This window comes from Variovorax sp. GW821-FHT09A10 (assembly GCF_059418385.1).
On the sequence record NZ_JBWKPT010000002.1, the window covers coordinates 775,297 to 797,891 of the forward strand.

General features: G+C 66.3%; 21 protein-coding genes. 2 read left to right on the top strand and 19 right to left on the bottom strand.

Annotation, left to right across the window (positions count from 1 at the left end):
• Positions 1 to 17: 17 nt before the first annotated feature.
• The 5 genes from AC07Q9_RS10400 to AC07Q9_RS10420 form a co-directional block, all read right to left on the bottom strand.
• On the bottom strand, positions 18 to 512 hold the full coding sequence (locus AC07Q9_RS10400) for a GNAT family N-acetyltransferase (RefSeq protein ID WP_495309226.1): 495 nt from the start codon (positions 510 to 512) through the stop codon (positions 18 to 20).
• Positions 509 to 1,846, bottom strand: a complete 1,338-nt coding sequence (gene glmM / locus AC07Q9_RS10405) for a phosphoglucosamine mutase (protein ID WP_495309227.1) — start codon at positions 1,844 to 1,846, stop codon at positions 509 to 511. Before glmM ends, AC07Q9_RS10400 begins: the two co-directional genes overlap by 4 nt.
• Positions 1,843 to 2,655 (bottom strand): dihydropteroate synthase, encoded by an 813-nt coding sequence (gene folP / locus AC07Q9_RS10410; RefSeq protein ID WP_495309228.1) that lies wholly within the window; start codon positions 2,653 to 2,655, stop codon positions 1,843 to 1,845. The genes glmM and folP overlap by 4 nt, the downstream gene beginning before the upstream one ends.
• Positions 2,656 to 2,770: 115 nt before the next feature.
• Positions 2,771 to 4,687, bottom strand: coding sequence for an ATP-dependent zinc metalloprotease FtsH (ftsH, locus tag AC07Q9_RS10415; protein WP_489056891.1), 1,917 nt, complete (start codon positions 4,685 to 4,687; stop codon positions 2,771 to 2,773).
• A 166-nt stretch (positions 4,688 to 4,853) separates the two neighbouring features.
• On the bottom strand, positions 4,854 to 5,522 hold the full coding sequence (locus AC07Q9_RS10420; RefSeq protein WP_495299864.1) for an RlmE family RNA methyltransferase: 669 nt from the start codon (positions 5,520 to 5,522) through the stop codon (positions 4,854 to 4,856).
• Positions 5,523 to 5,555: 33 nt separating this feature from the next.
• Between AC07Q9_RS10420 and AC07Q9_RS10425 the strand changes: the two genes are divergently transcribed.
• Both AC07Q9_RS10425 and AC07Q9_RS10430 read left to right on the top strand, forming a co-directional pair.
• Positions 5,556 to 6,035 carry a YhbY family RNA-binding protein gene (locus tag AC07Q9_RS10425; RefSeq protein ID WP_056581270.1) on the top strand — a complete coding sequence of 160 codons (480 nt, stop codon included), beginning with the start codon at positions 5,556 to 5,558 and terminating at the stop codon, positions 6,033 to 6,035.
• Positions 6,036 to 6,037: 2 nt separating this feature from the next.
• The gene (locus AC07Q9_RS10430) at positions 6,038 to 6,796 is read left to right on the top strand and encodes a glycosyltransferase (RefSeq protein WP_099796819.1); all 759 of its coding nucleotides are present in this window, start codon (positions 6,038 to 6,040) and stop codon (positions 6,794 to 6,796) included.
• A 38-nt stretch (positions 6,797 to 6,834) separates the two neighbouring features.
• Here AC07Q9_RS10430 and AC07Q9_RS10435 read toward each other — a convergent pair whose 3' ends face one another.
• The 14 genes from AC07Q9_RS10435 to rseP all read right to left on the bottom strand — a co-directional run bounded on the left by AC07Q9_RS10435 (position 6,835) and on the right by rseP (position 22,590).
• Complete coding sequence (locus AC07Q9_RS10435; RefSeq protein WP_495309229.1) at positions 6,835 to 7,257, bottom strand: DUF4149 domain-containing protein; 423 nt, start codon at positions 7,255 to 7,257, stop codon at positions 6,835 to 6,837.
• 5 nt (positions 7,258 to 7,262) lie between these two features.
• Complete coding sequence (gene greA, locus AC07Q9_RS10440; RefSeq protein ID WP_489056894.1) at positions 7,263 to 7,739, bottom strand: transcription elongation factor GreA; 477 nt, start codon at positions 7,737 to 7,739, stop codon at positions 7,263 to 7,265.
• A gap of 66 nt (positions 7,740 to 7,805) precedes the next feature.
• Positions 7,806 to 8,675, bottom strand: coding sequence for a Kdo hydroxylase KdoO (gene kdoO, locus AC07Q9_RS10445; protein ID WP_495309231.1), 870 nt, complete (start codon positions 8,673 to 8,675; stop codon positions 7,806 to 7,808).
• A gap of 12 nt (positions 8,676 to 8,687) precedes the next feature.
• Complete coding sequence (carB, locus tag AC07Q9_RS10450) at positions 8,688 to 11,936, bottom strand: carbamoyl-phosphate synthase large subunit (RefSeq protein ID WP_319360933.1); 3,249 nt, start codon at positions 11,934 to 11,936, stop codon at positions 8,688 to 8,690.
• On the bottom strand, positions 11,929 to 13,113 hold the full coding sequence (gene carA / locus AC07Q9_RS10455; RefSeq protein ID WP_492678839.1) for a glutamine-hydrolyzing carbamoyl-phosphate synthase small subunit: 1,185 nt from the start codon (positions 13,111 to 13,113) through the stop codon (positions 11,929 to 11,931). Before carA ends, carB begins: the two co-directional genes overlap by 8 nt.
• 142 nt (positions 13,114 to 13,255) lie before the next feature.
• Positions 13,256 to 14,041 (bottom strand): TrmH family RNA methyltransferase, encoded by a 786-nt coding sequence (locus AC07Q9_RS10460; protein ID WP_495309233.1) that lies wholly within the window; start codon positions 14,039 to 14,041, stop codon positions 13,256 to 13,258.
• A complete protein-coding gene (rnhB, locus tag AC07Q9_RS10465; RefSeq protein ID WP_495309235.1) occupies positions 14,038 to 14,781 on the bottom strand; it encodes a ribonuclease HII in 744 nt (247 codons plus the stop codon). Before rnhB ends, AC07Q9_RS10460 begins: the two co-directional genes overlap by 4 nt.
• Positions 14,753 to 15,901: a lipid-A-disaccharide synthase gene (lpxB, locus tag AC07Q9_RS10470; protein WP_495309237.1), complete on the bottom strand. Its 1,149-nt coding sequence runs from the start codon at positions 15,899 to 15,901 to the stop codon at positions 14,753 to 14,755. The genes rnhB and lpxB overlap by 29 nt, the downstream gene beginning before the upstream one ends.
• Positions 15,902 to 15,911: 10 nt before the next feature.
• Complete coding sequence (gene lpxA / locus AC07Q9_RS10475) at positions 15,912 to 16,700, bottom strand: acyl-ACP--UDP-N-acetylglucosamine O-acyltransferase (RefSeq protein ID WP_495309239.1); 789 nt, start codon at positions 16,698 to 16,700, stop codon at positions 15,912 to 15,914.
• 25 nt (positions 16,701 to 16,725) lie between these two features.
• Positions 16,726 to 17,181 (bottom strand): 3-hydroxyacyl-ACP dehydratase FabZ, encoded by a 456-nt coding sequence (gene fabZ / locus AC07Q9_RS10480; protein WP_056582588.1) that lies wholly within the window; start codon positions 17,179 to 17,181, stop codon positions 16,726 to 16,728.
• Positions 17,182 to 17,204: 23 nt separating this feature from the next.
• The gene (gene lpxD, locus AC07Q9_RS10485) at positions 17,205 to 18,182 is read right to left on the bottom strand and encodes a UDP-3-O-(3-hydroxymyristoyl)glucosamine N-acyltransferase (protein WP_495309241.1); all 978 of its coding nucleotides are present in this window, start codon (positions 18,180 to 18,182) and stop codon (positions 17,205 to 17,207) included.
• Between the two features lie 14 nt (positions 18,183 to 18,196).
• On the bottom strand, positions 18,197 to 18,742 hold the full coding sequence (locus AC07Q9_RS10490; RefSeq protein WP_153284435.1) for an OmpH/Skp family outer membrane protein: 546 nt from the start codon (positions 18,740 to 18,742) through the stop codon (positions 18,197 to 18,199).
• Positions 18,743 to 21,175: an outer membrane protein assembly factor BamA gene (gene bamA, locus AC07Q9_RS10495; protein ID WP_495309244.1), complete on the bottom strand. Its 2,433-nt coding sequence runs from the start codon at positions 21,173 to 21,175 to the stop codon at positions 18,743 to 18,745.
• Between the two features lie 38 nt (positions 21,176 to 21,213).
• Positions 21,214 to 22,590 carry an RIP metalloprotease RseP gene (rseP, locus tag AC07Q9_RS10500; protein WP_495309974.1) on the bottom strand — a complete coding sequence of 459 codons (1,377 nt, stop codon included), beginning with the start codon at positions 22,588 to 22,590 and terminating at the stop codon, positions 21,214 to 21,216.
• Positions 22,591 to 22,595: the final 5 nt, after the last annotated feature.

A 22,595-nucleotide genomic window follows, 5' to 3' on the forward strand; every position in this document is an offset into this window, starting at 1 on the left:
TCATTGGCCTGGTTCGGTCAGAGCTTCTTCTGCAGGAACACGGCGTGGCCGAATTCCGGATCGAGCTGGTAGCTGACGAAACCCTCGCGCTCGTAGCTGCGCAGCGCGGGCGCATTGCCCGAGAGCACCTCGAGCGTGAGCTTGCAGGCGCCGCGTCGGCGGGCTTCCTGCTCGACCTGCGCAAACATCTGTTGCGCCACGCGCTGACCGCGGTGGCTGGCGCGCACGACCACGTCGTGCACATTGACCAGCGGCTGGCAGGCGAAGGTCGAAAAACCTTCGATGCAGTTGATCAGGCCCACGGGCGTGTCGCCGTCGAAGGCCAGCACGCTGAACGCCTGCGGACGCGCGGCGAGCGCAGCGGGCAGGCCTTCGCGCACGGATGCCGGCAGCGGTGTGCCGCCGCCGGCGGGGTCGCGTGCGTAGCTGTCGAGCAGCTCGACCACGGCCGCCGCCTGCAGCGGATCGCGGTAGTCGGCCAGGCGGGTGTCGATGCGGCCCGTCGTCGTCATGCGGCGGGCTTGAGCGTGGCCGCGAGGCGCTCGGCGCAGGACTGCGACTGCTTCGGATCGCGCGCCTCGACCATCACGCGCACCAGCGGCTCGGTGCCACTCGCACGGATGAGCACCCGGCCGGCGTCGCCCAGCTCGGCTTCGATGCGCTTGGTTTCGCTGGCGAGCGCTGCGTTGCTCTTCCAGTCCTGGTCGGGCGCGAGGCGCACGTTGATGAGCGTCTGCGGGTACAGCGTGACGCCTTCGAGCAGCTGCGCCACCGTCTTGCCGCTGCGCACGCAGGCCTGCAGCACCTGCAGTGCACTCACGATGCCGTCGCCGGTGGTATGGCGATCGAGCGCCAACAGGTGGCCGGAGCCTTCGCCGCCGAGCAGCCAGCCGCGCTTGTCGAGCTCCTCGAGCACGTAGCGGTCGCCGACCTTGGCGCGCACGAACTCGATGTCCTGCGCGCGCAGGGCCATCTCGACGGCCTTGTTGGTCATCAGCGTGCCGACCACGCCCGCCGGCTTCTCGCCGCGTGCGATGCGCTCGGCCACCATCAGGTACAGCAGCTCGTCGCCGTTGAACAGGCGGCCGGTGGCATCGACCAGCTGCAGTCGGTCGGCGTCGCCGTCGAGGGCAATGCCGTAGTCGGCCTTCTGCGCCGTCACGGTGGCGACCAGTGCCTCGGGGTGCGTGGCGCCGAAACCCTTGTTGATGTTGAGGCCGTCGGGTGCGCAGCCGATGCTGGTGACGTCCGCCCCCAGTTCATGGAACACATTCGGCGCCACCTGGTAGGCCGCGCCGTGGGCCGCATCGACCACCAGCTTCATGCCGCGCAGCGACAGGTCGTTGGCGAAGGTGCTCTTGCAGAACTCGATGTAGCGGCCGTCCGCATCGTTGAGGCGGCGGGCCTTGCCCAGGTTGGCCGAATCCACCCAGACAGGTTCTTCTTCGAGCGCGGCCTCGACAGCCAGCTCCCAGGCGTCGTCGAGCTTGGTGCCCTGCGCGCTGAAGAACTTGATGCCGTTGTCGGGAAAGGCGTTGTGGCTGGCGCTGATCACCACGCCTAGGCTGGCGCGCTGGGCGCGCGTGAGGTACGCCACGCCCGGCGTGGGCAGCGGACCGAGCAGCACCACATCGACGCCGGCGGAGTTGAAGCCCGACTCGAGCGCCGACTCGAGCATGTAGCCCGAGATGCGGGTGTCCTTGCCGATCAGCACCGTGGGACGGGCCTGGGTTTTCTTGAGGACGCGGCCGACGGCGTGCGCGAGGCGCAGCACGAAATCGGGGGTGATGGGCGATTGGCCGACCGTGCCGCGGATGCCGTCGGTGCCGAAATACTTACGGGTCATGTTGTTGCTCTTTGAAGGTGTTCTTGCGGTGCTTCCGCGCGCATGGCACGCCATACGGCGAGGGCGGCGACGGTGTCGCGAACGTCGTGCACCCGCACGACCGCAGCCCCCCGGTCCACGGCCAGCACGGCGGCTGCCACGCTGGGCACGGTACGCCCGGATGCATTGTCGATGCCGGTGACGGCCCCGATGGAGGACTTGCGGGACCAACCTAGCAACAAGGGGTAACCGGTTGCCAACAATTCCCGCTGTCGACCGAGGAGCGCGAAGTTCTGCGCCACGCTCTTGCCGAAGCCGACGCCCGGATCGAGCGTGATGCGCGCGGGATCGATGCCCAGCGCCTTCAAGGGCGTCAGTTGTTCGTCCCAGAAAGCCAGCACCTCGGGAATCACGTCGCCCTGCATCGGCAGCGCCTGCATGGTCTGCGGGTCGCGGTGCATGTGCATCAGGCAAATGCCGCAGGTCGGGTGCGCCGCCACGGCCTCGCGCGCGCCCGGCTGGCGCAGCGCCCAGATGTCGTTGACGATGTCCGCGCCCAGGTCGAGCACGGCGCGCATCACCTCGGGCTTGTAGGTGTCGATGGACAGCGGCACGTTCAGCTTCACCGCCTCGCGCACCACGGGCAGCACGCGCGCCAGCTCGGCGTCGAGCGGCACGGCCGGGCTGCCGGGGCGGGTCGATTCGCCGCCGATGTCGAGGATGTCGGCGCCCTCTTTCAGCAGCTGCTCGCAGTGCGCCAGCGCAGTGCTTGTGGACGCATGCGCGCCACCGTCGGAAAAGGAATCGGGCGTGACGTTGACGATGCCCATCACGCGCGGCTGCGCGAGATCAATCCTGAAGCGCGAGGTCTGCCAAACCGCACCATCTGGCTCACCATGGAAAACGGGGCCAGGGGCCCCGTTATTGCTTGATTGCAAGCCCACCTCAGGCCGCAGTGGGCGCCGGGTCGGTCGTGACGGCCGGCGTGCCACCGCTGCCGCCGCTGCCCGAAGGCGGAATGCGCGGCGTCCAGTCCTTGGGCGGGCGCGGTGCGCGGCCGGCCATGATGTCGTCGAGCTGTTCGCTGTCGATGGTTTCCCATTCGAGCAGCGCCTTGGCCATCGCGTGCATCTTGTCGCTGTTCTCTTCGATCAGGCGGCGCGCCAAGGCGTACTGCTCGTCGATGATGCGGCGCACTTCGCCGTCGACCTTTTCCATGGTCTGTTCGCTCATGTTCGTGGTCTTTGTGACCGAACGACCCAGGAACACTTCGCCTTCGTTCTCGGCGTAGACCATCGGGCCCAGCGCGTCGGTCATGCCGTAGCGCGTGACCATGTCGCGGGCGATGGAGGTCGCACGCTCGAAGTCGTTGCTGGCGCCGGTGGTCATCTGGTGCATGAACACTTCTTCGGCGATGCGGCCACCGAACAGCATGCTGATCTGGTTCAGCATGTACTCGCGGTCGTAGCTGTAGCGGTCTTGTGCCGGCAGGCTCATGGTCACGCCGAGGGCGCGGCCACGCGGAATGATCGTGACCTTGTGGACCGGGTCGCACTTGGGCAGCAGCTTGCCGATGAGGGCGTGGCCAGACTCGTGGTAGGCCGTGTTGCGGCGCTCTTCCTCGGGCATGACCATGCTCTTGCGCTCGGGGCCCATGAAGATCTTGTCCTTGGCCTTCTCGAAGTCCTGCATTTCGACCACGCGCGCATTGCGGCGGGCGGCCATCAGGGCTGCTTCGTTGCACAGGTTGGCCAGGTCGGCGCCGGACATGCCGGGCGTGCCGCGGGCGATGACGCTCGGGTTCACGTCCTGACCCAGCGGGACCTTGCGCATGTGCACGCCGAGGATCTGTTCGCGGCCGCGGATGTCGGGCAGCGTGACGTACACCTGACGGTCGAAACGGCCGGGGCGCAGCAGCGCGGCATCAAGGATGTCCGGGCGGTTCGTGGCAGCCACGACGATCACGCCGAGGTTGGTTTCGAAGCCGTCCATCTCGACCAGCATCTGGTTGAGGGTTTGCTCGCGCTCGTCGTTGCCGCCGCCGAGGCCGGCGCCACGCTGACGACCCACTGCATCGATTTCGTCGATGAAGATGATGCAGGGCGCGTTTTTCTTGGCGTTCTCGAACATGTCGCGCACACGGGCCGCGCCCACGCCGACGAACATTTCAACAAAATCGGAACCCGAGATCGAGAAGAACGGCACCTTGGCTTCGCCGGCGATCGACTTGGCCAGCAGCGTCTTGCCGGTGCCCGGAGGGCCGACCAGCAGCAGGCCGCGCGGAATGCGGCCGCCGAGCTTCTGGAAGCGCTGCGGGTCTTTCAGGAAGTCGACGACTTCACGGACTTCTTCCTTGGCCTCGTCGCAGCCTGCGACGTCGGCGAAGGTGACCGTGTTGTTGTTCTCGTCCATCATGCGGGCCTTGCTCTTGCCGAAGCTGAACGCCCCGCCCTTGCCGCCACCCTGCATCTGGCGCATGAAGTAGATCCAGACGCCGATCAACAGCAGCATCGGGCCCCAGCTGACCAGCAAGGTCATGAGGAGCGAGCCTTCTTCGCGCGGCTTGACGTCGAACTTGACGCCGTGGTCGATCAGGTCGCCCACGAGGCCGCGGTCGAGGACCGTGGCGGTCGTGCGGATCTTGCGATCGTCGTTGGTGACCGCGACGATTTCGCCGCCACCGGCGCCTTCAGGAATGATGGCGCTCTTGATCTGGTTGTTGCGGACCTGGTCCAAAAACTCGGAATAGCTCACCGTTCCCGAGCCGACGCCACCGCGGGTGTCGAACTGCTTGAACACAGTGAACAACACCATGGCAATGACGAGCCATACGGCAACTTTGGAAAACCACTGATTGTTCAAACGAAGCTCCAGTCGAAAGCGCGTGACGGGAATATGAAATACGCGCTGAGGGTACGCAATTGCGCCCCATTTTAGGCTTTTCAAGCTGCGAAAAGCGGACATTTCCCTATAGCAGCCATAGGCTGACAAGGGTTTGCGCCCCTGGAGGGCACGCTGCGGCAAGGTATCAATGCGTATCGAGCGCCTTCAGTCCCCTGCCGATGAGGAAGGTTTCGGCCGATTTATCGCGCGACGCCTTCGGTTTGAGCGGCTTCACGACGCGGAAATTGGCCTTGAACATCTGGACCAATTCGTCATACCCGCTGCCATGGAATACCTTGGCCACCAATGCCCCTTCGGGCTTCATGTGGTTCTGGGCGAAGTCGATGGCCAGTTCGATCAGGTGCGCCACGCGGGCCGCATCGGCCGAATGGATGCCCGACAGGTTGGGTGCCATGTCGGACACCACCAGGTCGGCCTTGCGGCCGGCCAGCACGGCCAGAAGCTGCGCCAGCAGTGCGTCTTCGCGGAAGTCGCCCTGCAGGAAGGTCACGCCCTCGATGGGCTCCATCGGCAGCAGGTCGAGCGAAATGATGGTGCCGTTGAGGTCGCCGACCGCCGCCCCGCCCGGCGACATGCGCCGCCGCAGGTACTGGCTCCAGGCGCCGGGGGTCGAGCCGAGGTCGACCACCAGCTGGCCGGGCTTGACCAGCCCGAGCGACTCGTCGATTTCCTTGAGCTTGTAAGCCGCGCGGGCACGGTAGCCCTCTCTGGTCGCGAGCTTCACGTAGGGGTCGTTGATGTGGTCGTGAAGCCACGCCTTGTTGACTTTTTTGCTTTTGGCTTTGGTGCTCATGAGGGTGTTCGTGTACGCGTCGATAATACGGGGATGCCCGCCATTCAACTTACCCCTGCCGAGCGCAAGGTGCACCGCGCCGAAGCTCACCACCTGGATCCGATCGTCATGGTCGGTGGAGACGGGCTCACCCCTGCCGTGAAAAAGGAGGCCGACGCGGCCCTGAAGGCCCATGGCCTGATCAAGGTCCGCGTCTTCTCCGACGACCGCCTCGCCCGCGACGCCATGCTCCAGGAGCTCGCCGACGAGCTCAATGCCGCCCCGATCCAGCACATCGGCAAGCTGCTCGTGCTGTGGCGCCCGAAGCCCGAGAAAGAGCGTGTGATCGACGAAGACCGCATGCCCGGCCCGCGCGACGTGAAGATCGTCAAGTACAGCAAGCGCGGCGGCCAGCGCCCTGAAATCAAGACCCTGCGCGTGCTCGGCAACCAGCGCCTCACCCCGGGCGGCACCATCAAGCGCGCCAAGGCCAAGCGTCCGCTGTCGGCCAAGAAACGCAACCAGGCGGACTGAACTTGGTGGCAGCGCAAGGCGCCCAGCGCCATATCCTCTGCATGAAGTGGGGCACCAAGTACGGCCCCGAGTACGTCAACCGGCTTTACGCCATGGTGCGCCGCCACCTCAGCGGCGACTTCAAGTTCGTCTGCCTGACCGACGACGGCAACGGCATCCGCCCCGAAGTGACGTGCCTGCCCATTCCGCCGCTCAACCTCCAGCTGGCCCCGGGTCAGCGGGACGGCGCCTGGAAGAAGCTCACCACCTTCGAGCAGGACCTGCACGGCCTGCGCGGCACCGCCCTCTTCCTGGACGTCGACGTGGTGATCGTCGGCAGCCTGGACGCCTTCTTCGAGCAGCCCGGCGAGTTCCTGATCATTCACGACTACGCCCGCCCCTGGCGGCGCGAGCGGATCACGGGCAATTCATCGGTCTACCGCTTCGAGCTGGGCGCCCATGCCGACGTGCTGGCGTACTTTCGCGCCAACATGGACAAGGTGCAGGCCGAATACCGCAACGAGCAGGCCTACCTGTCGGACGTGCTGCACAAGCAGGGCAAGCTGGCCTACTGGCCGGCGGCCTGGTGCCCGAGCTTCAAGTACCACGGCATCCCGACCTGGCCGACCAACTACTGGGAAGAGCCCTTCGTGCCCGAAGGCGCCCGCGTGATGGTGTTCCACGGCGAGTGCAACCCGCCCGATGCGCTGGCGGGGCGGCGCAACCGCGCCTTCCGCTACATCCGGCCGGCGAGCTGGGTCGCCAGGCACTGGAAAGAGTAAAGCCGGAGGGCGGCGGCGAACGCGTCGCCCGCCCCGGCTCAGTGTGGCGCCCGAGCGGCGCCGCCCATGCGCCACAGCAACGTGCCGGCGCAGGCCCACTGAACGAAGTACATGCCCGTGCCCACGGCATGCCACAGCTTGAGGTTGTCGCGCGCCACGATGCGCGGCGCCACGGCGTACTGCTGCAGCAGCGCCAGCAGCAACGCCGCCAGCACCAGGAAGATGGCCGTCAACACCGGTTGGGTCATGCCATCGTCGGCCTTCTGGCGGAAATGGATCAGCAGGATCAGTCCGCAGCCGATGGCGATCCAGCTTTGCGCTTCGAACAGCTGGGCGGCAAAATTGCCTGCCACCGCCGGGTTGCCGAGCTTCGCGAACAGCATCGGCACGACCAGGAAGCCGATCGTGGTGAGGCTGCCCCACCACAGGGCCGCCAGCATCAGCGCGACGCGGTCTTTCATCCGATTCAGAGGTAGCTGACCGCCACGATCTCGTAGCGCTTGAGGCCGCCCGGCGCCTGCACCTCGGCCGTGTCGCCCTCTTCCTTGCCGATCAGCGCGCGCGCGATCGGGCTGGAAATGTTGATCAGGCCGAGCTTCAGGTCGGCTTCGTCCTCGCCCACGATCTGGTACTTGACGGCTTCGCCCGACTCTTCTTCCTCGAGTTCGACGGTCGAGCCGAACACCACCTTGCCGCCGGCGTCGAGCTCGCTCGGATCGATGATCTGGGCGGCCGAGAGCTTGCCCTCGACTTCCTGGATGCGGCCTTCGATGAAGCCCTGGCGGTCCTTGGCGACTTCGTACTCGGCGTTTTCGCTCAGGTCGCCCTGGGCGCGTGCCTCGGAAATGGCGTTGATGACCCAGGGACGGTCGACCGTCTTGAGCTGGTGCAGTTCAGCGCGCAGTTTTTCAGCGCCGCGCTTGGTGATGGGAATGGTGGCCATGCAGTTGGTTCTCCATAAAGCGAAACCGCCGAACGATGCCGTTCGGCGGTCGATTGGGGGGACAGATCAGACGAGATTGCGTCCGGTCAGCCGGCTCAGGATGGCGAGCGGGCTCGAATCTGGATTGTATTGCTTCGATGCGGCCAGATGAAGGGTCTGCTCGAGCATGTACTGGCCCGCCATCACGGCGTGCGAGGTCTGGTCCGAGAAGCACACCCACACCGAACCCGGCGGGAACTTGGCCGTTTCCTGGGGCGAGTTTTCCTGGTACGCCATGTCCGACTTCATGCCGTCGTGCAGCTGCAGCATCAGGTGGTCGTACTCGCTGCGGAACGATTTGGTGACGTGCAGCGCCTGCAGCAGCTTGGCCTGCCAGCGTGCATAGGGCTTGGCCCGCGGCAGGAAGCGCTTCGCGATGTCCTCGAAAGGCTCGCCCACGCGCCACACGCGCGGTGCGCCGTCGGGATTGACGTTGGTGAACACGCGCAGGATGCGCTCGCCGTAGTTGGGCCGCGACGGAAACGCATCGACGTGCAGGCGCCGGTCGTCGGCGCGCCACGACTGCACGCGCGTCTCGACCTGGGCCGGCCGGTAGCTGGTCGGCGCCAGGCGCAGGGCCGGCGTGTAGTGCGGCAGCAGGCCATGGATGAGCTGCTGCGCCTGCGTGCGAAAACGCTTCACCATCGCCGCCGTGGCGCGCTGCACCGCCTCGTCACCCACGGCGCCCTTGAGCTTGCCGTGGGCATCGAGGCTGATGTTGCGCACGTCGGGCGACAGCAGGCTGGGCGTCAGCAGACTGCGCTCTTCAGGCCGCAGCTCGAAGCCCAGCCGCGGAAAGTACAGCACCTTGCCGGCTTCCAGTTCCGCGATCCACGCCTCGTTGGGCGTGGCCGCGTTCCAGTCCGCGAGGTCCAGTTCGACCAGCTGCGTTTCCATGGCGGCGCCCAATCAGGCCGCAGCCAGCTGCGCGTGCATCTCCTGCACCGAGATCACGCCCAGCTCGTCCATGAAGCCCATGCCTTCCACCGCGGCTTCGGCGCCGAAAATCGTGGTGAAGGTGGTCACGCGCGCCAGCAGCGCCGAGGTGCGGATCTGGCGCGAGTCGGTGATCGCGTTGCGGCGCTCTTCCACCGTGTTGATGACCAAGGCAATCTCGTTGTTCTTGATCATGTCCACGATGTGCGGACGGCCTTCGGTCACCTTGTTGACCGTCTCGCAGGCGATGCCGGCGGCGCTGATGGCCGCGGCGGTGCCCTTGGTGGCGACCAGTTCGAAGCCCAGCTTGGCCAGGCCGCGTGCCACTTCGACCGCGCGTGCCTTGTCGTTGTTCTTCACCGAGATGAAGGCCTTGCCCGACTTCGGCAGGTGCGTGCCGGCGCCCAGCTGCGACTTCACGAAGGCTTCGCCGAAGGTCTTGCCCACGCCCATCACTTCGCCGGTCGACTTCATCTCGGGGCCGAGGATGGTGTCCACGCCCGGGAACTTGACGAACGGGAACACGGCTTCCTTCACGCTGAAGTACGGCGGCGTGACTTCCTTCGTGATGCCCTGCGACGCCAGCGACTGGCCTGCCATGCAGCGTGCCGCCACCTTGGCGAGCTGGATGCCCGTGGCCTTGCTCACGTAAGGCACGGTGCGCGAGGCGCGCGGGTTCACCTCGAGCACGTAGATGACGTCCTTGCCATCCTTCTGCTGGATCGCGAACTGCACGTTCATCAGGCCGACCACGTTCAGCGCCTTCGCCATGGCGGCACTCTGGCGCTTCAGTTCGGCGATGGTGTCGGCGTTCAGGCTGTAAGGCGGCAGCGAGCAGGCGGAGTCGCCCGAGTGCACGCCGGCCTGTTCGATGTGTTCCATCACGCCGCCGATCAGCGTGCCGCCTTCGGCGTCACGGATGCAGTCGACGTCGCACTCGACGGCGTCGTTCAGGAAGCGGTCGAGCAGCACCGGCGAGTCGTTGCTCACCTTGACCGCTTCGCGCATGTAGCGCTCGAGGTCGCGCTGCTCGTGCACGATTTCCATCGCACGGCCGCCGAGCACGTAGCTCGGGCGAACCACCAGCGGATAGCCCAGGGCCGCAGCCTTTTCGAGCGCTTCGGGTTCGGTACGCGCCGTCGCGTTCGGCGGCTGGCGCAGGCCCAGCTCGTGCAGCAGCTTCTGGAAGCGCTCACGGTCTTCGGCCGCGTCGATCATGTCGGGCGAGGTGCCGATGATCGGCACGCCATTGGCTTCGAGGTCGAGCGCGAGCTTCAACGGCGTCTGGCCGCCATACTGCACGATCACGCCGAGCGGCTTTTCCTTGTCGACGATCTCGAGCACGTCTTCGAGCGTCAGCGGTTCGAAGTACAGGCGGTCGGACGTGTCGTAGTCGGTCGACACGGTCTCGGGGTTGCAGTTGACCATGATGGTCTCGTAGCCGTCTTCGCGCATGGCGAGCGCGGCGTGCACGCAGCAGTAATCGAACTCGATGCCCTGGCCGATGCGGTTGGGACCGCCGCCGAGCACCATGATCTTCTTCTTGTCCGTCGGGTCGGCCTCGCACTCGTCCTCGTAGGTCGAGTACATGTAGGCCGTGTTGGTGGCGAACTCGGCCGCGCAGGTGTCCACGCGCTTGTAGACCGGGCGCACGCCCAGGGCGCGGCGCTTCTCGCGCACGGCCGTGTCGGTGGTCTTGAGCTGCTTGGCGAGGCGGCGGTCGGAGAAGCCCTTCTTCTTCAGCGCGAGCAGCGTGTCCTTGTCGATGTCGTCGAGCGACTTGGTTTCCAGTTCGAGTTCGATCTTCACGATCTCTTCGATCTGCACCAGGAACCACGGGTCGATCTTGGTCAGTGCGAACACTTCATCGACGCTCAGGCCCATGGCGAAAGCATCGCCCACGTACCAGATGCGCTCGGGACCAGGCTCGCCCAGCTCCTTCTCGAGCACTTCGCGATCTTGTGTCTTTTCGTTCAGGCCGTCGACGCCCACTTCGAGGCCGCGCAAGGCCTTCTGGAACGATTCCTGGAAGGTACGGCCCATGGCCATCACCTCGCCCACCGACTTCATCTGCGTGGTGAGACGCGAGTCGGCCTGCGGGAATTTTTCGAACGCGAAACGCGGGATCTTGGTGACCACGTAGTCGATCGACGGTTCGAACGACGCGGGCGTGGCACCGCCGGTGATCTCGTTGCGCAGCTCGTCGAGCGTGTAGCCCACGGCCAGCTTGGCCGCGACCTTGGCGATCGGGAAGCCCGTGGCCTTGGAGGCCAGTGCCGACGAACGCGAGACGCGCGGGTTCATCTCGATGACGACCATGCGGCCGTCCTTCGGGTTGATGGAGAACTGCACGTTCGAGCCGCCGGTGTCGACGCCGATCTCGCGCAGCACAGCCAGCGAGGCGTTGCGCAGGATCTGGTATTCCTTGTCGGACAGCGTCTGCGCCGGGGCCACGGTGATCGAGTCACCGGTGTGCACGCCCATCGGGTCAAGGTTTTCGATCGAGCAGACGATGATGCAGTTGTCGGCCTTGTCGCGCACGACTTCCATCTCGTACTCTTTCCAGCCGAGCAGCGACTCTTCGATCAGCAGCTCGTTGGTCGGCGAGGCTTCGATGCCGCGCTTGCAGATGGTCTCGAATTCGTCGGGGTTGTAGGCGATGCCGCCACCGGTGCCGCCGAGCGTGAAGCTGGGGCGGATCACGGTCGGGAAGCCGAGCGTCTTCTGCACGGCCCAGGCCTCGTCCATCGTGTGCGCAATGCCCGAGCGCGCCGAACCGAGACCGATCTTGGTCATCGCGTCCTTGAACTTCAGGCGGTCCTCGGCCTTGTCGATGGCTTCGGGCGTGGCGCCGATCAGCTCGACCGGCTTGTTGGTGGCCGCGCCCGTGTACTTGTCGAGCACGCCGTTGCGCCACAGGTCGAGCGCGCAGTTCAGCGCGGTCTGGCCGCCCATGGTCGGCAGGATCGCGTCGGGGCGTTCCTTGGCAATGATCTTTTCGACCGTCTGCCAGGTGATGGGCTCGATGTAGGTGACGTCGGCCGTGGCCGGGTCGGTCATGATCGTCGCGGGGTTGCTGTTGATCAGGATGACCTTGTAGCCCTCTTCGCGCAGCGCCTTGCAGGCCTGCACGCCGGAGTAGTCGAACTCGCAGGCCTGGCCGATGATGATCGGGCCGGCGCCGATGATGAGGATCGATTTGAGGTCGGTGCGCTTAGGCATTCTTGTTCTCCGTCTTGTGCTTTTCCATGAGTGCCGTGAAGCGATCGAACAGATAGCCGATGTCATGCGGGCCCGGCGAGGCTTCCGGGTGGCCCTGGAAGCAGAACGCGGGCTTGTCGGTGCGCGCCAGGCCCTGCAGCGTGTTGTCGAACAGGCTGATATGCGTGGGACGCAGGTTGGCGGGCAGCGACTTCTCGTCGACTGCAAAGCCGTGGTTCTGGCTGGTGATGCTCACGCGGCCGTTGTCCAGGTCCTTCACCGGATGGTTCGCGCCGTGGTGGCCGAACTTCATCTTGAAGGTCTTGGCGCCCGAGGCGAGCGCCATGATCTGGTGGCCCAGGCAGATGCCGAAGGTGGGAATGCCGGTCTCGATCAGTTCCTTGACGGCGCTGATGGCGTAGTCGCAGGGCTGCGGGTCGCCGGGGCCGTTGGCCAGGAAGATGCCATCGGGCTTGAGCTTGAGCACGTCGGCCGCGGGCGTTTGCGCCGGCACCACGGTGATGCGTGCGCCGCGCTGCGCGATCATGCGCAGGATGTTCTTCTTGACGCCGTAGTCGAAGGCGACGACGTGGAACTTGGGCGTGATCTGCACGCCGTAGCCCGCGCCGAGCTTCCACTCGGTTTCGGTCCATTCGTAGGTCTGCGTGACCGACACCACCTTGGCCAGGTCGAGGCCGGCCATGCTCGGCGCGGCCTTGGCGGCGGCGATGGCCTTGTCGATCAGCGCCTGCGTCACGGTCTCGCCCGCAGCCAGGCCCAGGATGCAGCCGTTCTGCGCGCCGTGGGTGCGCAGGTGGCGCGTGAGCTTGCGGGTGTCGATGTTCGCAATGGCCACCGTGTGGCCGGACACGAGGTACTCGGTCAGCGTGGCGGTCTTGCGGAAGTTGGACGCGACGAGGGGCAGGTCCTTGATGATCAGGCCCGCGGCATGGATCTTGTCGGCTTCGATGTCCTCGCCGTTGACGCCGTAGTTGCCGATGTGCGGATACGTCAGGGTGACGATCTGCTGGCAGTAGCTGGGGTCGGTGAGGATTTCCTGGTAACCGGTCATCGCGGTGTTGAACACCACTTCACCGGTCGTGGAGCCGGCGGCTCCGATCGAGTTGCCGAGAAAGACCGTGCCGTCTGCGAGCGCCAGGATGGCGGGCGGGAAACTTCCCTTGAGAGACAAAAGCACTGGGTTCTCCGGATGGTTACGGTCGCCCGGAGCCCCAGGCGCGTTGCCTGCGGACTGCTGCTTAAGGGGATTTTGGCGTTGAAGGCGGCCGGGCGACGCTGATTTGCGAGTAAGCCCCCGATTGTAGCTCGGACTGGGTGTGTTATTTGGCCTGCAGGGCCGCTCCGCTTGCGTGCAGGCAGATGGCGGCGGCGGCGGCCACGTTGAGCGACTCCTCGCCGCCAGGCTGCGCGATGCGGATGTGGTGGCTGGCCCGGGCTTCCAGCGCGGCCGAGACGCCCTGCCCTTCATGGCCCATCAGCCAGGCACAAGGGTGCGGCAGGTCGGCCTTGTGCAGCCATTCGCCCCGGTGTGAACTCGTGGCAACCAGCGGCACCCGCAGCGCATCGAGCGCGTCGATGTCCACGCCTTCGACCAGCCGCAGGCCGAAGTGGGCCCCCATGCCGGCGCGCAGTACCTTCGGTGCCCACAGCGCAGCCGTGCCCTTGAGCGCGATCACCTGCGTGAAGCCGAAAGCCGCCGCGCTGCGCAGGATGGAGCCAGCATTGCCGGCATCCTGCAGGCGGTCGAGCACCACGGTCGGGGCATCGGGCAGGATCTCGGGTCGCGCCGGCAGGTCGAGCACGAAGCCCATCGGTGCCGGCGACTCCAGGCCGCTGACCGCACGCAACAGGTCGTCGGCAACCACTACCGTTTTGATAGCGCTTTGCACCCATTCAGCGGGCGCCGAAGGCCAGAACGCCTCCGAGAACACTGCCACCGCCGGCTTGACGCCGCGGGCCAGCGCTGCGCGGCACAGGTGATCGCCCTCGAGCCAGAGCCGGCCGAGCTTGCGATAGGCGCCCGGGTCCTGTGCGAGCTTGCGCAGGTCCTTGAGCAAGGGGTTGTCGCGCGAGCTGATGTGGCTCGGGCCGGTGTCGGTGGTCATGGCAGGCTCAGGGGGGCGGCGCGCGGATCGAGGCGTGCGCTCTGGTTTTCGGCGGCGCCGATCACGAGGGTCGCTGGCACCTCGCCGGTCACAACGGTGGCGCCCGAAGTCGCAGCGGCCGTGCGCGCCAGCGCCGCCGCCACCGGGCTGAACGACCGACGGTGGTGCACGCAGGCCCCGTGGCGCTGCAGCGCCTCGAGATGCTCGCGCGTACCGTAGCCCTTGTGGCCGGCAAAGCCGTAATTCGGAAATTCGTCGTGCAGCTGCGTGCAGAGCCGGTCGCGGTGCACCTTGGCCAGGATGGATGCGGCAGAGATCGCCTTGACCCGCGCATCGCCCTTGACGATGGCCTCGGCCAGCACATCGAGCCGGGGCAGCCGGTTGCCGTCCACCAGCACCTTGACCGGCTTCAGCCGCAGCCCTTCGACCGCGCGACGCATCGCGAGCATCGTGGCCTGCAGGATGTTGAGGCTGTCGATCTCCTCGACCGAGGCCTGGGCGATGGAGCAGCACAGCGCCTTGGCCAGGATCTGGTCGTGCAGGCGTTCGCGCTGCAGGGCCGTGAGCGTCTTGGAGTCGGCCAGGCCGCGGATCGGGCGCAGGTCGTCCAGGATCACGGCCGCGGCCACCACCGGGCCGGCCAGGGGTCCGCGTCCGGCTTCGTCGACGCCCGCCATCAGGCCCGGCGCGTCCCACACGAGCGGGACCTGTTCAGCCTTCAAGAACTTTCTGGATCGCATCGGCGCAGAGTGTGGGCGTGTCGCGCTGCAATTGCACATGCAGCGCGGAAAATCTTTGTTGCAGCGCCTGCGTCTTCGCGGGCGCGTCGAGCCATTCGAGCGTGGCCTGTGCCAGCGCCTCAGGCGTCGCAGCTTCCTGCAGCAGCTCGGGCACCACGAACTCGCGGCACAGGATGTTCGGCAACCCGACCCAAGGCTGCAGCTGCTTGCGCTGCATGAGGCGCCACGAGAGCCCGTTCATGTTGTAGGCGATGACCATCGGCCGCTTGAACAGCGCCGCCTCGAGCGTGGCGGTGCCGCTGGCGATCAGCGTGACGTCGCAGGCGGCGAGCGCGGCATGCGACTGGCCGTCGAGCAGCTTCACCCGCCCTGCCATGCCGGCGGCCTGCAGCAGGCTTTCGACCTCGGCGCGCAACCCTGGCAGGATCGGTGCGATGAACTGCAGCTTCGGCTTGGCCTTCTGCATCAACGCCGCAGCCGCGAAGAAACGGGCCGCGAGGTAACGGATCTCGGAGCGCCGGCTGCCAGGCAGCAGCGCGACGACCTGCGCCTCGGGGTCCAGCCCCAGCGCGACGCGGGCGGCCGCGCGGTCGGGCGTCATCGGGATCACGTTGGCCACCGGGTGGCCCACGTAGCTCCCAGCGACGCCCTGCTTTTCGAGCAGCTCAGGTTCGAACGGGAAGATGCACAGCACGTGGTCGGCGGCGGCCCGGATCTTGTCGATGCGGTCGGCACGCCAGGCCCAGATCGAGGGGCAGACGAAGTGGACGGTCTTGATGCCCTCGCTGCGCAGGCCGGCTTCGAGGTCGAGGTTGAAATCGGGTGCGTCGACGCCGATGAACAGCTCGGGGCGCTCGCGCAGCAGCCGGGCCTTGAGCTGGCGGCGGATGCCGGCGATCTCGGCGTAGTGCCGAAGCACCTCGATGTAGCCGCGTACGGCCAGCTTTTCCTGCGGCCACCAGCTCTGGAAACCGTGGGCCAGCATGCGTGGACCGCCGATGCCGGCGGTCTGCAGCGCAGGCCAGCGGGCTTCGAGGCCATCGAGCAGCAGGCCCGCCAGCAGATCGCCGGACGCTTCGCCCGCGACCAGCGCGAAGCGGCGCTGGTCGTTCGTACTCATCGCGCCCATGTCAGCGCGCGATACCGCGCGTCGAATGGGCGAGGAAGGCTTCCATCAGCCCGACATCGCCGGCGGCCTCGGGCATTTCCGCCGCGAGCTCGGCAATGGCGGCGCGCGCCTCTTCGAGCGTCTTGCCCCGCCGGTACAGCAGGCGGTGCATCTGCTTGACCGCCGCGAGCCGCTGCGCCGAGAAATCGCGCCGGCGCAGGCCCACGACGTTGAAGCCGCGAACCGCCAGCGGATTGCCGTCGACCAGCATGAAGGGCGGCACGTCCTGCGTCACTGCACTCGCGAAGCCGACCATGGCATGAGCGCCAATCGACACGAACTGGTGGATGCCGGTCAACCCGCCGATCGTGACCCAGTCGGCCAGATGCACGTGACCGGCCAGCGTGGTGTTGTTGGACAGCGTGGTGTGGTTGTCGACCTGGCAGTCGTGCGCGATGTGCGTGTACGCCATGATCCAGTTGTCGTTGCCGACACGCGTGATGCCCCCTGCCCCGGGCACGCCGAGGTTGAAGGTGCAGAACTCGCGGATCACGTTGCGGTCGCCGATGGTGAGCTCGGTCGGCTCGCCCGCGTACTTCTTGTCCTGGGGAATCGCGCCGAGCGACGAGAACTGGAAGATCCTGTTGTCGCGGCCGATGGTGGTGCGCCCCTCGATCACGCAGTGCGGGCCGATGGTGGTGCCCGCGCCGATCCGCACATGCGGGCCGATCACGGTGTAGGGACCGACCGACACCGAGGCGTCGAGCTGGGCCTTCGGGTCGACGATCGCGGTCGAGTGAACCTGGGTCATGCCTTGCAAGAGACGATGCGCCGGATCAGCTGTTGATCTGGCGCATGGCGCACATCAGCGAGGCTTCGCACGCCAGTTCGCTGCCCACGAGCGCACGGCCCTTGAACTTCGAGATGCCGGCCTTCATGCGCTCGATCTCGACTTCCAGCGTGAGCTGGTCGCCCGGCTCCACGGGGCGCTTGAAGCGCGCGCCGTCGATGGCCGCAAAATAGTAGACCGTGTTGTCGTCGGGCACGATGTCCAGCGAGCGAAACGACAGCAGCGCTGCGGCCTGCGCCATGGCTTCGAGCATCAGCACGCCCGGCATCACCGGACGGTGCGGGAAGTGGCCGTTGAAGAAGGGCTCGTTCATCGTCACGTTCTTGAGCGCCGTGATGCGCTTGCCCTTTTCCATGCTCAACACCCGGTCCACCAGCAGAAACGGGTAGCGATGCGGCAGCAACTTGAGAATTTGGTGGATATCGAGCGTCGTGTCCGTCATGGTGTTCTGTTCCTGCATCGTCGTCATTGTTTCGAGGGGGCTTTTTCCAGCGCCTTCAGTCGTTCGCGCAGGCTGTGCAACTGCTTGAGTGTTGCCGCGTTCTTTTCCCAGTTCGCATTGTCATCGATCGGAAACATGCCGGTGTACTGGCCGGCCTTGCGGATGGAGCGCGTTACCACGGTGGCCGCCGACACGTGCACGCCGTCGGCCACCGTGAGGTGACCCAGCACGATGGCGCCGCCGCCGAAGGTGCAGTGGGCGCCGATGGTGGCGCTGCCGGCCACGCCGACGCAGCCCGCCATGGCGGTGTGCTTGCCGACGCGCACGTTGTGGCCGATCTGGATCAGGTTGTCGAGCTTCACGCCGTCTTCGATGATGGTGTCGTCGAGCGCGCCGCGGTCGATACAGGTGTTGGCACCGATCTCGACGTCGTTGCCGATGCGCACCGCGCCCAATTGCTCGATCTTGACCCACGCGCCCTGGTGCGGCGCGAGGCCGAAGCCGTCGGCCCCGATCACCACGCCGGGGTGCAGCAGGCAGCGCTCGCCGATGGTGCAGTCTTCGCTGACCGTGACACGCGACTTCAGCACGGTGCCCGCACCGATGCGCGCGCCCCGCTCCACCACGCACAGCGCGCCGATGCGCGCGGTGGCGTCGACATGGGCTTCGGGATGGATCACGGCGGAGGGATGGATGCGATCGGCTTCCGGGCGCGCATGGTGCGCTTTCCACAGCTGCGTCAGGCGCGCAAAGTAGTAGTACGGGTCGGGCGTGACGATGTAGGCGCCACGCGCCGCGGCGGCCTCGCGCATGGCGGGCGACACGATGACACAGGCCGCCTTGGAGGCGGCCAGTTCCTGCTGGTACTTGGGATGGCTCAGGAAACTGAGCGCATCGGGCTGTGCATTCTGGAGCGGCGCGAGCCGCTCGATGGACAGCGTGGCATCTCCATGAAGCTCGCCCCCGAGGGCGTCAACGATGGCTCCGAGCTGCAGCGACACGCCGGTTCGCGGCGTTACTTGCCGGCCGCAGGCGCAGAGGAGCCGACCGACGCGTTCAGCGCCTTGATCACCTTGTCGGTGATGTCGTGCTTCGGGTTGATGTAGATCGCTTCCTGGAGGATGGCGTCGTACTTTTCGGTTTCAGCGACCTGCTTGACCACGCGGTTGGCGCGCTCATAGACCTGCTGGAGCTCTTCGTTCTTGCGCGCGTTCAGGTCTTCCTGGAACTCGCGGCGCTTGCGCTGGAAGTCGCGGTCCTGGTCGACCAGCGAACGCTGGCGCGAGACGCGCTGGCTTTCCGACAGGGTCGGTGCCTCGCGCTCGAACTTCTCGGACGCCGTCTTCAGCGCTTCGCCCTGCACGGTCAGGTCCTTTTCGCGCTTGAGGAACTCGGCCTCGAGCTTGGCTTGCGCGGCCTTGGCCGGCTGCGCTTCACGCAGCACGCGGTCGGGGTTCACGAAACCGATGCGAAAGCTTTCCTGGGCCTGCGCGGGCGCAGCCACCAGGGCAAAAGCGGGAATCAGGAACGCGCCGGCTGCGGCACGAATCAATTGCTTCATTTAGAAAGACGTTCCGATCTGGAATTGGAGGCGCTGAATTCTATCCTTCGGGATCACAACGAACCCGGTGCTCGGGTCCGTCACTTCCTTCTGGGACTTGACGGGGAAGGCATACGCCAGGCGCAGCGGGCCCAGCGGCGAGATCCAGCTGATGCCGAGGCCGACCGAGGCGCGCAGCTTCTTCTGGGCTTTCCACTGCTCGTCCGTCACATTGGGCGCACGGGAGCCGAACACGTTGCCGACGTCGAAGAAGCCGTACAGGCGCAGCGTGCGGTCGTTGCCGGCACCCGGGAACGGCGTGCTCAGTTCGGCGTTGAAGATGGCCTTCTTGGTGCCGCCCAGCGCCGCGCCTTCGGTCTGGCCGAGCAGCGGCTGATCGCGCGGGCCCAGCGAGTTCTGCTCGAAGCCGCGGATCGAACCCAGGCCACCGGCGTAGAAGTTCTTGAAGATCGGATAGGTCTTGCCGCCGAACGCCTTGGCATAGCCGACTTCGCCGTTGATGGCAAAGGTGTACTGCTTGTTGATCGCGAAGAACTGCTGGTACTGGTAGCTGGACTTCAGGTACTTCATGTCCCCACCCACGCCCAGTTCGAGGTTGGCGCGCTGCAGGCGGCCGGTGGTCGGGACCAGCGCGCTGTCGCGGCTGTCGCGGCCCCAGCCCACGGTCAGAGGCACACCCCAGACGCTCTTCTGGTCGCAACCCGTGACAAACCAGCCGGTCGCGTCCCGCACGCACTTGAAGTAGTTGAGGTAGGACTGCGGCGTGGTGACGCCGGCGAGCGCCGAGCGGTTCGGGTCGAACGCGTAACGCTCCAGGCCGACGCCGAAGAAGACGGTGTCGAGTTCGCTGAACGGCACACCGAAACGGATCGACGCGCCCTGGTTCACCAGCTTGTAGTCACCGTCTTCGTTCGTGGAGTACGGACGCGTCGTCGTGTGATAGACGCTGATCGTGCGCGAGATGCCGTCCTTCGTGAAGTACGGATCGGTGGTGGTCAGCGACAGCGTGCGGTTGTACTTGCTGGTGTTGACCTGCACGCCCAGGAAGTTGCCCGAGCCGAACACGTTCTCCTGCGAGATGCCGAAGGTCAGCGCGACCTTTTCAGCGCTCGAGTAGCCGGCGCCCAGCTGCAGCGTGCCGGTGGGCTTTTCGGCCACGTTGACGGTCAGGTCCACCTGATCGGGCGAACCAGGCACTTCCTGCGTTTCGACGTTCACTTCGGTGAAGAAGCCCAGGCGGTCCACGCGGTCGCGCGAGACCTTGATCTTGTCGCCGTCGTACCACGAGGCTTCGAACTGGCGGAACTCGCGGCGGATCACTTCGTCGCGGGTCTTGTTGTTGCCGCCGACTGACACGCGTCGCACGTAGACGCGCCGTGCGGGCTCGGCCTGCAGGGTCAGCGTGACGCGGTTGTTCACGCGGTCGATGTCCGGACGGGCCTGCACGCGGGCGAAGGCGTAGCCGAAGGTGCCGAAGTAGTCGCTGAAGGCCTTGGTGGTCTCGGTGACCTGCTCGCCGTTGTAGGGCTCGCCGGGCTTGATCGTGATGAGCGACTTGAACTCGTCGTCACGGCCGAGGTAATTGCCATCGAGCTTGATGCCCGCCACCACGAACTTCTCGCCTTCGGTGATGTTGACCGTGACGGTGAGGTCCTTGCGGTCCGGCGAAATGGCGACCTGGGTCGAATCGATGCGGAACTCGAGGTAGCCGCGCGTGATGTAGTACGAGCGCAGGGTTTCGAGGTCGGCGTTGAGCTTGGCGCGCGAATACTGGTTCGACTTGGTGTACCAGCTCATGAAGCCGCCGCTGTCCTGGTCGAACAGGCTCAGCAGCGTCGATTCGCTGAAGGCCTTGTTGCCGACCACGTGCACTTCGCTGATGCGGGCGGACTCGCCTTCGGTCACGGTGAACGTGAGGTTCACGCGGTTGCGCTCGATGGGCGTGACGGTGGTCACGACGTTCGCGTTGTAGAGGCTGCGGCTCACGTACTGGCGCTTGAGCTCCTGCTCGGCGCGGTCGGCCAGCGCCTTGTCGTACGGGCGGCCATCGGCCAGGCCGATTTCGCGCAGCGCCTTCTGCAGCGCCGCCTTGTCGAATTCCTTGGCGCCCACGAAGTCGACGTCGGCGATGGTGGGGCGCTCTTCGACGATCACCACCAGCACGTTGCCGTTCACGTCGATGCGCACGTCCTTGAACAACCCCAGGTCGAACAACGCACGGATCGCAGCCGAGCCGCGGTCGTCGCTGTAGGTGTCGCCCACACGCAGGGGCAGCGACGCGAAGATCGTGCCGGCCTCGACGCGTTGCAAGCCTTCGACGCGGATATCGCGCACCGTGAAAGGCTCGACGGCCCAGGCGGCCGTGGCTGCCAGCGCGCTGGCCACCACCGCGGCAACGCTACGCAGGCGAAAGCGACTGAAGTTTGTGTTCATCTGTGAATTGAGCCGGCACGGAAAGGGCCGGCAGAAAGTTAACCAAAGAGCCGTGTGACGTCGTTGAAGAGTGCGACCGACATCATCACCAGCAGCAAGGCGACACCGCCGCGCTGCAGCCGTTCCATCCAGGCGTCGGAGACGCTTTTCCCGGTCAGGCCCTCCCAAAGATAATACATCAGGTGCCCCCCATCGAGGACCGGCAGCGGCATCAGGTTGAGCACCCCGAGACTCACGCTGATGAGAGCGAGAAAGACCAGATACTGCGTCAAACCGAGGCTCGCGGACTTGCCCGCGTAGTCAGCAATTGTTAAGGGACCGCTCAGGTTCTTGATCGACGCCTCGCCGATCAGCATCTTGCCCATCATGCGAACCGTGAGTGCGGACACCTCCCAGGTGCGCATCACGCCGCGCCAGATGCCGTCGACCACCCCCTGGCGGACCGTGACCATCTCGGGCGGTGCGCCGACGTAGGCGCCGATGCGCGCGACCTTGGCCGCGCCCTCCTCGCGCACTTCGGGCTTGACCTCGAGCGACAGCGGCTGGCCGCCGCGCTGGAGCTGCCAAGTCTGCGTGCGCGCCTGGCCGCTGGCATCGAGCGAGGCGCGAATGACTTCACGCAGCTGCTGTCCGTCGAGGATCGGGGTGTCGCCGATGCGGAGGACCCGGTCGCCGCTGCGAAGGCCCGCGCGCTCGGCCGCGCTGCCCGCCATGACCTCGCCGATCTCGGGGCGGGTCAGCGGCGAGACCACGCCGATCTTGCGGAACATCTGCGGATCGGCGTCCTTGGCCTCCATCCGGCTCAGGGGCAAGACCAGCTGGCGACCGGGCCGACCGCCCTCACCGGCCACTTCGAGCGTGAGGTCGCGGCCGTCGAGCGCGCCGCGCGTCATGCGCCAGCGCAGGTCTTCGAAGGACTGGACCGGCGACAGGTCGCCGTCGAAACCGGCCTGGGTGATGTGTTCACCGCCGCGCAGGCCGGCCGCTTCGGCCAGCGACGCCGCCACCGGTCGGGCCAGCTTGGCCACGGGCTCGTCGACGCCGATCCAATTGACCGCCGTGTACAGCACGACCGCCAGCAACAGGTTGGCGATCGGGCCGGCGGCCACGATGGCGGCACGCGAGCGCAGCGGCTGGGTGTTGAAGGCGCGGTGCCGCTCCTCGGGCGCCACGGGGCCTTCGCGCTCGTCGAGCATCTTGACGTAACCGCCAAACGGGAAAGCGCCGATCACGAACTCGGTCTGCTGCCCCGGGTGCTGGCGCTTGGGCTGCCAGCGAAGGATCGCCTTGCCGAAGCCGACCGAGAAGCGCTCCACCTTGACGCCGCAGGCCACGGCGACGCGGTAGTGGCCGTATTCGTGGACCGCGATGAGGACGCCGAGGGCGACCACAAAAGCTATGACGGTGAGCATCAGGGTCC